The sequence below is a fragment of the Pantoea sp. SM3640 genome, assembly GCF_015654165.1.
GTDB lineage: Bacteria > Pseudomonadota > Gammaproteobacteria > Enterobacterales > Enterobacteriaceae > Pantoea > Pantoea vagans.
In genome coordinates this window covers 750,058-761,739 of record NZ_CP064872.1, presented here as the reverse complement: position 1 = coordinate 761,739, position 11,682 = coordinate 750,058, and the positions used below count along the sequence as shown (strand labels likewise).

The 11,682-nt window shown below is 56.5% G+C and carries 11 protein-coding genes; 9 read left to right on the top strand and 2 right to left on the bottom strand.

What is annotated here, in order from left to right; translation table 11 throughout:
- Window positions 1-68 precede the first annotated feature (68 nt).
- From IV493_RS03635 to IV493_RS03620, 4 genes are all read left to right on the top strand, one after another.
- Entirely contained in the window at window positions 69-797 is a 729-nt protein-coding gene (locus IV493_RS03635; RefSeq protein ID WP_195857741.1) for a proteasome-type protease, read from the top strand.
- A 113-nt stretch (window positions 798-910) separates the two neighbouring features.
- Entirely contained in the window at window positions 911-1,156 is a 246-nt protein-coding gene (locus IV493_RS03630) for a YmjA family protein (protein ID WP_195857740.1), read from the top strand.
- A 194-nt stretch (window positions 1,157-1,350) separates the two neighbouring features.
- Window positions 1,351-1,839 carry a cold-shock protein gene (locus IV493_RS03625; RefSeq protein ID WP_013358783.1) on the top strand — a complete coding sequence of 163 codons (489 nt, stop codon included), beginning with the start codon at window positions 1,351-1,353 and terminating at the stop codon, window positions 1,837-1,839.
- A gap of 316 nt (window positions 1,840-2,155) precedes the next feature.
- The gene (locus IV493_RS03620; protein WP_013358784.1) at window positions 2,156-3,010 is read left to right on the top strand and encodes a PA4780 family RIO1-like protein kinase; all 855 of its coding nucleotides are present in this window, start codon (window positions 2,156-2,158) and stop codon (window positions 3,008-3,010) included.
- Window positions 3,011-3,066: 56 nt separating this feature from the next.
- Here IV493_RS03620 and IV493_RS18655 read toward each other — a convergent pair whose 3' ends face one another.
- Both IV493_RS18655 and mgtA read right to left on the bottom strand, forming a co-directional pair.
- Window positions 3,067-3,114 (bottom strand): hypothetical protein, encoded by a 48-nt coding sequence (locus IV493_RS18655; protein ID WP_370584677.1) that lies wholly within the window; start codon window positions 3,112-3,114, stop codon window positions 3,067-3,069.
- A 49-nt stretch (window positions 3,115-3,163) separates the two neighbouring features.
- Window positions 3,164-5,866 (bottom strand): magnesium-translocating P-type ATPase, encoded by a 2,703-nt coding sequence (gene mgtA, locus IV493_RS03615; RefSeq protein ID WP_195857739.1) that lies wholly within the window; start codon window positions 5,864-5,866, stop codon window positions 3,164-3,166.
- Between the two features lie 658 nt (window positions 5,867-6,524).
- Here mgtA and IV493_RS03610 point away from each other — a divergent pair.
- From IV493_RS03610 to IV493_RS03590, 5 genes are read left to right on the top strand one after another with little or no spacing between them, the layout of a single operon-like run.
- Entirely contained in the window at window positions 6,525-8,093 is a 1,569-nt protein-coding gene (locus IV493_RS03610; protein ID WP_061063182.1) for an ABC transporter substrate-binding protein, read from the top strand.
- Entirely contained in the window at window positions 8,093-9,145 is a 1,053-nt protein-coding gene (locus tag IV493_RS03605; protein ID WP_195857738.1) for an ABC transporter permease, read from the top strand. The genes IV493_RS03610 and IV493_RS03605 overlap by 1 nt, the downstream gene beginning before the upstream one ends.
- Window positions 9,142-9,999 carry an ABC transporter permease gene (locus IV493_RS03600; RefSeq protein ID WP_033733571.1) on the top strand — a complete coding sequence of 286 codons (858 nt, stop codon included), beginning with the start codon at window positions 9,142-9,144 and terminating at the stop codon, window positions 9,997-9,999. Before IV493_RS03605 ends, IV493_RS03600 begins: the two co-directional genes overlap by 4 nt.
- Window positions 9,989-10,819, top strand: a complete 831-nt coding sequence (locus tag IV493_RS03595) for an ABC transporter ATP-binding protein (RefSeq protein WP_195857737.1) — start codon at window positions 9,989-9,991, stop codon at window positions 10,817-10,819. Before IV493_RS03600 ends, IV493_RS03595 begins: the two co-directional genes overlap by 11 nt.
- Window positions 10,812-11,489 (top strand): ABC transporter ATP-binding protein, encoded by a 678-nt coding sequence (locus tag IV493_RS03590; RefSeq protein ID WP_195857736.1) that lies wholly within the window; start codon window positions 10,812-10,814, stop codon window positions 11,487-11,489. Before IV493_RS03595 ends, IV493_RS03590 begins: the two co-directional genes overlap by 8 nt.
- The last annotated feature ends 193 nt before the right edge of the window (window positions 11,490-11,682 follow it).

Sequence of the window (11,682 nt, the reverse complement as noted above, 5' to 3'; positions counted from 1 at the left end):
GACTTGCTGATGGTGAAAACTTCATGCACGCTGATGGCGTGCAAATCTTTTTTTGAAGGAAGTGTGGTATGACCTATTGTGTGGCCATGCGCCTGTCATCCGGGCTGGTCTTTGCATCCGATTCACGTACCAATGCTGGCGTGGATCATATTTCCACCTTCCGTAAACTGCACGTGTTTCATCAGGACGGCGATCGTACGCTGGTGCTTCAGACTGCCGGTAATCTGGCGACCACGCAAAGTATCATCAGCTTGCTGCGACACCGCAGCAGGAATGCCGATTGTCCCAATCTGCTGAATGTCTCCAGCCTCTATGAGGCCGCGTCGCTGATAGGTGAAACGGTTCGTGAGGTGATCCAGCGTGACAGTGAGGCGCAACAGAATGGCAGCACGACAGACTTCAGTTGCAACCTGCTGCTCGGCGGGCAAATCAACGGGGATGATATTGGCCTGTTCCATATTTATCCTCAGGGTAATTTCATCGAAGCCACCCGCGATACGCCCTATTTCCAGATTGGTGAAAGCAAGTACGGCAAACCGATTATTGACCGGGTGCTGCACTACGACATGTCTCTGGAGCAGGCGATGCAATGCGCGCTGATTTCACTGGATTCGACCCTGCGCAGCAATCTGTCCGTTGGTCTGCCGATCGACGTGATGATCTACCCGTGTGACAGCTACAGCGATGCCCGGCAATACCGCATTACCGAAGACCATCCGTACTTCAGTACTATCCGTAAAGGCTGGGGTGAGGGATTAGTCAACACCTTCAGACAGCTTCCGCCGCTGGTTCTCTAGTCAGAACCGGGCATCCTGTTCCCCTTTACAGCCCCAACCCAAACACGAAATAATACCTCCACAAGCCGGGTCAGAATCCGGTCGCTACTTACTCTCAACTCTGCGGACCCCTTATGAATAACGAAATTTCTCTCAAATATTATGATGTCGCAGACGAGTACGCGACGGAGGCGGCTAAGCCGGTCAGCGAAGCAGAGCGTACTCCGCTGGCGCATTACTTCCAGCTGCTGATTACCCGTCTGATGAACAACGAAGAGATCAGTGAAGAGTCTCAGCAGGATATGGCGCGCGAAGCGGGTATCGATGAGCACCGTATTGATGATATCGCTGAGTTCCTGAACCGCTGGGGCAACGAGTAAGAGATACGCACCGGCAGACGAGCGTTGCGCCGTCGGCCGGTTAACCTTTCTGACTACCGCATTCACCTCCGCGTCGGGCATCCGCCCCAGCCTCTTGCCCGGCCGTAAATTATCATCCAGACTTATATAGTCTGCGCAGGCATTGTGTTTTACACTGCGCGCTGTAAAAAACTGAGTAGATTAAGCAGGCAAAAATGGCGATGAACGGAACGATCACAACCTGGTTTGAAGATAAAGGTTTTGGCTTTATCAAAGATGAAAACGGTGATAACCGCTATTTTCATGTGATTAAAGTCGCCAATCCTGATCTGATTAAGAAAGATGCGGCGGTGACATTTGAACCCACCACCAACAACAAAGGCTTATCCGCCTATGCGGTGAAGGTCGCGCCGACCAGCAAATATATCTATATCGCAGGTGAGCGGCTGAAGATCACTTCGATTAAGTCTTACCTGGTTTACAACGAAGACGTCCCGGTTGATGCTGGTGTCGATAAAGAGAACGCGGTGCTTTCAGTGGGCCTGTTGCTGAATAATATCCGTCCGAAGTCTGACCCGAACGCCAGTGAGATGCGCTCGCTGAAAAAGCTGGCGGTGACCACTTTCCAGGGAACGACGCTGATCTTCTCCGAAGATGAGATCGACATCGAAAGCACGGTTAAAGTGCTTAAAGGTCTGAAGTAATCCCGCAGGCAGGCCGGGATTCTGTGAGCAGGATTTCGGCCTTTATGCCCGCATCCGCCTGCCATTCAGGCACATCTCTCTGACATGATGCTGCCCGGTGCCGTGAAAAAGCGAATCTCTGGCAGATAAAACCGCCCTGCTCTCCCGCCTAATCCGTTGTTTATGATAAAACAAAGGTCAAAAGCGCAACGCATCAAGGTTCATCCCCACAACGCATCTTTCCAGGGTAGAATCAGATACTTTGTTCAGTCATTGCCAATGTTTTCCATCATCGCAAAGTGATACGAAAAGCGGGTGAAATAAGGTATAAAGCCGCATGAAAATCCCAAACAGAATCCAGCCCCTGGTCGATGACGGCCTCATTGACGATGTGCTGCAGCGGCTGAAAAGCGGCAAAGAAGCAGACGTCTATACCGTGCTTTGCGGCGGTAAAGTGCAGTGCGCCAAAGTTTATAAAGAAGCGACCCAGCGTAGCTTCAAGCAGGCGGTGCAGTATCAGGAAGGACGTAAAACCCGCAACAGCCGTAACGCCCGCGCCATGCAGAAAGGCACGAAGTTTGGCCGTAAGCAGCAGGAGGAGTCCTGGCAGACTGCCGAAGTAGACGCCCTGTTCCGCCTGGCTAATGCCGGTGTTCGCGTGCCCCAGCCTTATCTTTGCATTGACGGCGTGTTACTGATGGAGCTGGTGACCGACGCCAATGGCTCTGTCGCGCCGCGCCTCAGCGACGTCACGCTCTCCGAAGAGGAGGCGATTACCGACTTCCACACCATGATTCGCAACATCGTGCGTATGCTCTGTGCCGGTATCGTCCATGGTGACTTATCCGAGTTCAACGTGCTGCTGGACGATCAGGGCCCGGTGATTATTGACCTGCCACAGGCGGTCGATGCGGCAGCCAATAACCATGCTGAGTCGATGTTCGAACGTGACGTCGACAACATTACCTCCTACTACGGTCAGTTCGCTCCGGCGCTGCTGAAGACGCGCTATGCCAAAGAGATCTGGCAGCTTTATGAAGATGGCAAGCTGACCCCGGAAACACCGCTGACCGGACAGTTTGTTGAAGAGGAGCGCGTGGTGGATATGGATTCGCTGATGGATGAGATCATCACCGCAGAAGATGAATACTACGAGCGCCAGCGCGCCAGCCGTGAGCGCGACGAAGATTAGAAAAAAGGCAGCGAGTTACCTCGCTGCCTCTGTACTATCGCACCATCACAATCCTTTCATCTAACGATGACCGTCAGCGCAATCAGAGTTAAGCCGATGATCATCACGCCGACAAATACCGTATCAAGCCTGCCTTTTTTCATCTTTGCCTCCCTAGAACCACTGACCAAACCGACGGATATAGAAACGTTTCATGCCCTGCGCCACCAGACAGTAGCTGAACAGCGTCAGCACCAGCCACGGGAAATATTGCCATGGCAGCGGCACCAGACCGACCATCGCACCCAGCGGAGAGAATGGAATCAGGATGCCCAGCGCCATTACCGCCAGCGTGGTCAGCATCACCGGTAAGGTGGCACGACTCTGGATAAACGGAATCCTCCGGGTACGCAGCATATGTACCACCAGCGTCTGTGACAGCAGTCCCTCGATAAACCAGCCAGACTGGAACAGCGATTGCACGCCTGCATGGTTAGCGCTGAAAACGAACCACATCAGCGCAAAGGTGGTCACGTCAAAAATTGATGACGTCGGACCCATCCAAAGCATGAAGCGTTTAATGTTGCCGGCATCCCATTTACGCGGCTTATTCAGAAACTCACGGTCAACCTTATCCCACGGCAGCGCCAGCTGGGAGACGTCATACATCAGGTTCTGAATCAGCAGATGAATCGACAGCATCGGCAGAAACGGAATAAAGGCACTGGCCACCAGCAGCGAGAACACGTTGCCGAAGTTGGAGCTGGCTGTCATGTTGAGATACTTGATGATGTTGCCAAAGGTCTCACGTCCTTTGAGTACCCCCTCATTCAGCACCTGAAGATCTTTCTCCAGCAGGATGATGTCCGATGAGGCTTTCGCCACATCCGCCGCGCTGTCCACAGAAATACCGGTGTCAGCCGCCCGCAGGGCAGGCGCGTCATTGATACCATCGCCGAGGAATCCGACAGTGTGACCGTTCTGCTGCATCAGCCGCACCAGACGTGATTTCTGCAACGGCGTCAGCTGGGCAAACAGGGTGCAGCGCTCCGCTTCCAGTGCCAGTTCATCGTCGTTCATTGCCTCAATCTGATCGCCGGTCAGCATGGCCGGATCGGTCAGCCCGACATCGGCACAGACCCGCAGCGTCACCAGCGGATTGTCACCGGTTAGCACTTTCACCGTTACACCACTGTCGCGCAGGGCTTTAATCGCCTTACCGGCACTGGCTTTTGGTGGATCGCGGAAGGTCAGCATGCCCTGAATAACCAAATCGCGCTCATCACTGTCGCTGAGCGGCGCGTGCAGCTCGCCATCACGGGTTGCCACCAGCAGCACGCGATAACCCTGCTGATGATAGCGTTCGGTCTGCGCCAGCAACGCCGCACGCTGTGCCGCATCCAGTGCAACGACCGCATCACCCTGCCGCACGGCAACGCTGACTGCCAGCATCTCTTCAACTGCGCCTTTGCAGATCAGATGCGAGCGATGCTGAGTCAGATCTTCCACCAGCACCGACACCCGACGGCGGGTAAAATCAAACGGCAGCTCATCAACCAGCTGATACTGGCTGCGCTGAGTCTGTGAAATGACTTTATCGCCTGCGCAGAGCACGGCGCGATCCATCAGGTTTTTTGCGCCACTCTGGCTGCCACTGTTAAGCCAGGCCAGCAGCAGGACCTGCTCATCTTCACTGCCCTGCGCATCCAGATGATGCGCCAGCAGGATAGTGTCCTGGGTCAGCGTGCCGGTTTTATCGGTGCAGAGCACATCCATCGCGCCAAGGTTCTGAATGGCATTGAGCTTTTTGACGATCACTTTGCGCCGGGACATCGCAATGGCGCCTTTGGCCAGATTAGCGCTGACAATCATCGGCAGCATTTCCGGGGTCAGCCCGACCGCGACCGCCAGAGCAAACAGCGTGGCATCCATCCAGTCCCCTTTGGTGAAGCCGTTAATCAGCAGCACCACCGGAACCATCACCAGCATAAAGCGGATCAGCAGTTTACTGACGCTGTTCACCCCACGGTCAAACGCAGTCTGTGGACGACTTCCGGTCAGCGATGAGGCCAGTGAACCAAACCAGGTTTCGCCTCCGGTCGCAACGACGACGGCGCTGGCTGTGCCGCTGGCCACGCTGGTGCCCATCAGGCAGATGTTCGGTGACGCCAGCAGCTCCTGGGCAGTCTGCTCTTCAGCATCAATACCCGCATCGCTGCTGTGTTTTTCAACCGGCAGCGACTCGCCAGTCAGCACCGCTTCACTGATAAACAGATTACGTGAGCTCAGCAGGCGCACATCGGCAGGCACCTGATCGCCGGTGCTGAGCAGAATAATGTCGCCCGGCACCAGCTCACTCATATCCACATCCTGACGCTGCGCGGTTTCACTGCCCGATTCCCGCCGCAGCACGGTGACCTGGCTGCGAACCAGTGACTGCAGCGCCTGCGCGGCACGGTTGGTCCGAAACTCCTGCCAGAAGCGCAGCAGCCCGCTCAGCATCACCATGGTGCAGATGATGATGACGCCGGAGAGATCGGTCTCCTGACCGGCGCGCAGCGGCAATATATAGTCGGTAAAGAAGCTCACCAGCGCCAGGACCAGCAGGACGTAGATAAACGGGTTATTAAACGCCATCAGCAGCTGAATCAGCGCCGGTGGTGCTTTCTCATGTGCCACTTCATTACGGCCATACAGAGCCAGTCGTTTTGCCGCTTCAGCCTGAGTCAGACCCTGACGCTGACTGCGCAGGTTTGCCAGCGTCATCTCAACGTGCTGGCCTGCCTGCTGTGCGACAGCAAATATTTTTTTACTTTTTTTATCGTTACGGTTGCCGGATGAGGTGATCTCAACCTGTTCCAGTTTCATGTCGCTCATTTCGACATCTCCCTGATTTAAAGCAATAGTTGTCCTGCACGCAAAATAAGGTGCATGGATAAAACCTGGCGTGGCCGGGTTATTTAATAAGGTGACCTTTGGGAATAATGACGTTATTCCGCCTGCGTGAAAAATAATGACGCGCGCAGGGTGACGTAACGCCTGTTAAGCGCTGCGTTTTAAAGGTCTGATATCGGCGTTCGGGCGCAGCCTGAGCTACGCCAGTCGGGGTGGAGGAAAAAGGGCTAAGATAAACAGCAGCATAACGTGCACTCCTGTAGCTGACAGGATTAAAAACAAGGAGCGCGATCGTTAATTAAAGCGGGGATCGCTGCTCGCCGGTTGGCAAGCAGCAGAGAAAATTCAGCTTGCCAGAATTAAAATTAATCTAGGGTGACTGTCCAACTGAATTCTCCTGAAGTTATTTGCCGCTATTATAGAGAGAGGAATATTGGGGTAAAGCGATTCAGAAATAAATAACCGCTTCGTTGAGGATTTGTTTCTGCTCAGGTTGCCGCTTCGGTAACAACATGGCGATCTTCTTATAACCACAACCTAACACTTATAACCTTTTGGCATATGTTTAGCCTATATTAGACTATTCTTCGCATCGGCCCTTTCGTAAACTCGCGTAACTTTTTAGAGGCAAGGAAATTTCATGAAAACTATAATTCCATCACTGCTGGCGCTGACGCTGGCTGCCGCCTTCACAGCACAGGCCGCAACACCAAAAGATACGCTGGTGATTGCCCAATCTACCGACGACGCCGACAGCTTCGACCCGGCCAAGGGGTTTGAACTGACCAGCGTTCAGGCTTTTACGAATATCTATCAGCGTCTGGTACAGTCTGACCCGCAGAATCCGGTGGACCTGAAACCGACACTGGCCACTTCGTGGCAGCCCGGCAGTGATAACCGCAGCCTGACCTTTGAACTGCGCAAAGATGCGAAATTCTCCACCGGTAACCCGCTGCGTCCGGAAGATGTGATCTTCTCGCTGGGCCGCGTGGTGAAACTGAACCTCGATCCCTCTTTCATCCTGACGCAGCTCGGCTGGACCAAAGATAACGTCGATGGCTTCCTGAAGAAAGTTGACGACAATCATGTGCAGATCAGCTGGACCGCCAACGTCAGCCCGACTTACGTACTGAGCCTGCTCTCTGCGCCGGTATCGTCCATTGTCGATGAAAAAACCGCGATGGCGAATGCGAAGAACGGCGACTTCGGTAACGCCTGGCTGGCAACCCACTCGGCGGGCAGCGGTCCGTATCAGATCCGCAAAGTGGTGATGCATCAGGTGGTGCTGCTCAGCGCCAACCCGACCTCACCGGCGGGCGCGCCAAAAATGAAGAACATCCTGATCAAGAACGTACCGGAACCGGCGGCGCGTCGTCTGCTACTGGAACAGGGTGATGCCGATATCGCCCGTAACCTGGGTGCCGATCAGATTGCTGCGCTAAACGGCAAACCTGGCGTGAAGACAGAAGCGATTCCAATGGCGTCGCTCTACTACATCCAGTTCAACATCGGCGCGAACGACACGATGAAGAACCCGGCCTTCTGGGAAGCGGCACGCTACCTGTGGGATTACAAAGGTATTGCTAATGAGCTGCTGAAAGGTCAGTTCGACGTGCATCAGAGCTTCCTGCCAAAGGGCTTCCTGGGCGCAATCAACGACACGCCATACAGCTACGACCCGGAAAAAGCCAAAGCGATTCTGAAGAAAGCGGGCCTGAACAACGTCACCTTCAAGCTTTCCACCAGCAACCAGCCGCCTTATCTGGATATTGCGCAGGCGCTGCAGGGCAGTTTCGCCAAAGCGGGCGTGAAAGTGGAAGTGGTGCCGGGCCTGAGCTCCGAAGTCTCAACCAACGTGAAAGCGCATAAATATGAAGCGACGCTGAATGCCTGGGGCTCCGACTACTTCGATCCCAACACTAACGCCGCCTCATTTGCTTACAACCCGGAAGATGGCAGTAAAACCATCGCTTACCGTTCAGACTGGCATATTCCTGAGCTGAACAAGCAGGTGATTGCGGCGACGGCGGAAAGCGATCCGAAGAAACGCATCGCGCTGTATGAAGCGATGCAGCGTGAAGTGATGAAGAACTCCCCTTACGTGATTGGCATGCAGGCGAAGAACCTTATTGCTCTGCGCGACAACCTGAAAGGCTATGTCCAGGGCATTAACCCTGACATGGTGTATTACTCGCAGGTCACTAAGTAATGGCACAGTATGTTTCTTCAGCCGGGTTCGCCCGGCTTTTTTGGCAGCGTGGCGGACGGCTGATCGGTAGCGTGTTGTCGCTGCTGGTCACGCTGCTTGGCCTGCTCGCCTTCACCTTTATGCTGTCGCATCTCTCGCCGATTGATCCGGTGCAGCAGATCGCTGGCGATCACGCCAGTGAAGCAACCTATCAACAGGTGCGTCACGACCTGGGGCTCGACCAGCCGGTACTGATGCAGTTCTGGCGCTACATCGAACATCTGGCGCAGGGCGATCTGGGCGTCTCCCGTCTGACCAATCAGTCAGTGAGTGGCGACCTGATGACCACCTTCCCCGCCACCATTGAGCTGGCGACCTGCGCGATGATCTTCGCGGTGGTGTTCGGCGTCACGCTGGCACTGCTGGCCGCCTGGAAACCGGGCAGCTGGATCGACAACCTCGCCCGCTTTATCTCGCTGCTGGGCTACTCGGTGCCGGTGTTCTGGCTCGGCCTGCTGGGCCTGCTGCTCTTTTATGCGGTGCTGCACTGGTCCGCCGGACCGGGACGGCTGGATGATATCTGGGTTTATACCCTGGAGCCGAAGACCGGCTTTGTGCTGATCGACAGCTGGCTGTCCGGTGAACCTGAGATGTTCCGCAACGCGATTGCGCACCTCTGGCTGCCGGTGGTGATCCTCGGCCTGCTGGCGATGGCGGGCATTACCCGCCTGCTGCGTGCTGCGCTGCTGGAAGAGAGCAGCAAAGAGTATGTGGTGCTGGCGCGTGCCAAAGGCGCGGGTCGGGTGCGCATCCTGCTGCGCCATATCTTCCCTAACGTGCTGGGCACGCTGGTTACGGTGATCGCCCTCTCCTACGCTACCCTGCTGGAAGGTTCGGTGCTGACCGAAACCGTCTTCGCCTGGCCGGGTGTGGGTCGCTACATGACCAATGCGCTGTTCTCCGGCGATGTGCCGGCGATTCTGGGCTCCACCCTGTTGATCGGCAGCTGCTTTATTCTGATTAACGCCCTGGCGGATGTTTTAACCTGGTTAACCGATCCGAGAACCCGATGACGCAACAACTTTCTGAACTCGAAACGCTGCGACCACGCCGTCGCCGTCAACGCGTGACCTCGTTAACCGTTGGGCTGACGCTGGTGGCGATTCTTATCCTGATGGCGCTGCTGGCACCGCTGATTGCGCCATTCGATCCGAATATGCAGACCATGTCGAGCCGCCTGCTGGCACCGTCGGCGCAGCACTGGTTTGGCACCGACGGCTTTGGCCGCGATCTGCTGTCGCGCGTGATTTACGGCGCACGTCCTACGCTGCTGCTGGTGTCGCTGATTCTGGTGCTGACCATTCCGGCCGGGCTGCTGATCGGCATCACCGCCGGTTACGTTGGCGGCTGGACTGAACGCCTGCTGATGCGCATTACCGATATCTTCCTGTCGCTGCCGAACCTGGTGATCGCACTGGCGCTGGTGGCGATTCTCGGCCCTGGCCTGATGAATGGGGCGCTGGCACTGGCGCTGACCAGCTGGCCGCCGTTTGCCCGTCAGGCGCGCGCTGAAACGCTGGCACTGCGCCGCAGCGACTACCTTGCCGCTGCGCGGATGCAGGGGATTACGGGCTTTCGCCTGATGTTTGGTCATATCCTGCCGCTCTGTATGCCGACAGCGGTCGTCCGCGCCGCGCTGAGCCTGGGCGGGATTATCCTGGCCGCGGCCGGTCTTGGCTTCCTCGGCATGGGCGTTCAGCCGCCGACGGCGGAATGGGGTTCAATGGTCGCCGAAGGCAGTAAAGTGATCTTCGATCAGTGGTGGGTTGCTGCCGCACCGGGCGCAGCTATTCTGTTTGCCAGCCTGGCCTTTAACCTGACAGGCGATGGCCTGCGCGACCGACTGGATACCCGTCATGCAAAATAATCTGCTCCATGCCGAAGGGCTGACCATTCGCAGCGATGATACGCTGCTGGTCGATAACATCAGTTTTTCCGTGGGCCGCGAGCGTGTGGCGCTGGTCGGTGAGTCCGGTTCCGGCAAGTCACTCACTGCCCGCAGCCTGATGGGCTTGCTCTCGCCCGCGCTGCATCTGCAGGCCAGCCAGCTGCAGGTGGCCGGTGAGAATGTGTTGACGCTGAGTGAGCGCCACTGGAACCAGCTGCGCGGTAACCGTGTGGCGATGGTAATGCAGGACCCAAAGTATGCCCTTAATCCGACGCGTACGATTGGCTGGCAGGTAGAAGAGCCGCTGATCCTGCATCGCCGTCTGAGTCGTGCCGAGCGCAAAGAGAAGGTGTGCGAAATGCTGGATGCGGTCGGCCTGCCCGATCCGCGTCGTCTGATGCAGCAGTATCCGCATCAGCTCTCTGGCGGTATGGGCCAGCGTGTGATGCTGGCGATCGCGCTGATCACCGATCCGGACTTCCTGATCGCCGATGAACCGACCTCCGCGCTGGATCACGCCATGCGCGATCAGGTGCTGGCGCTGATCCGCGGCCTGGTGGAGGCGCGCAACATGGGTCTGCTCCTGATCAGCCATGATTTGCAGCAGGTCTCGGAACATTGCGAGCGGGTGATGGTGATGTACAAAGGCCGGTTGCTGGATACGCTGCCCGCCGCCGATCTGCCGCGCGCGACCCATCCCTATACCCGCACGCTGTGGGCCTGCCGCCCGGGCAAAGCGACTCACGGACAGGCTTTACCGGTGCTGGATCGCGCCGCGCTGGAGGCGAATTATGATTGAGTTACACAATCTCAGCGTCGCCCACAAACAGGGTTACGAACTGCGCACCGTGGTGCATGAGGTCAACCTGAAGGTTAACGCTGGCGAGTGTTTTGGTCTGGTAGGACCTTCAGGCTGCGGCAAGTCGTCGCTGCTGTGGGTGCTGGCAGGTCTCAATCCACACTGGCAGGGCCAGATGCAGCTTGCCGGTCACGAGGTTCAGCCGGGCAAAGCCTTTACCGGCGCACTGCGTCAGGAAGTGCAGATGGTGTTTCAGGATCCTTATGCCTCACTGCATCCGCGTCACCGCCTGCGTCGCACGCTGGCGGAGCCGCTGAAGCTGCTGAAACGCGACAATATTAACGATCGTATCGATCAGGGCTTCCGTCACGTCGGACTCGATCCTGCGCTGGCAGATCGCTATCCGCATCAGCTCTCCGGCGGTCAGCGTCAGCGCGTCGCTATCGTGCGTGCCCTGCTGCTGCAGCCGAAGATCCTGCTGCTGGATGAGCCGACGTCGGCGCTGGATATGTCAGTGCAGGCCGAGATCCTTAATCTGCTCAACGATCTGAAACGACAGGATGGTCTGACGATGGTGCTGGTCAGCCACGATCCCGACGTTATTGATCACATGTGCGATCGCGCCGTGCGCATGGCGCAGGGTAGCATCATCGAACAGATCTCTGCCTGAACTCAGGCCGGACGGCATTCATCTGCCGTCCGGCGCTATTGTTTTCTCCCGCCTGTCTTAACACGCCTCTATGCCCGCCGTTAACCTCTCTTCTCCCCTGCCGGAACGGCGCACTGTTCGCTAAAACCAGCAACCGTATGCGACTGCGCAAATCGCAGCACCAGGCTGATGCGGTATACTCGCCGCAGTTTCT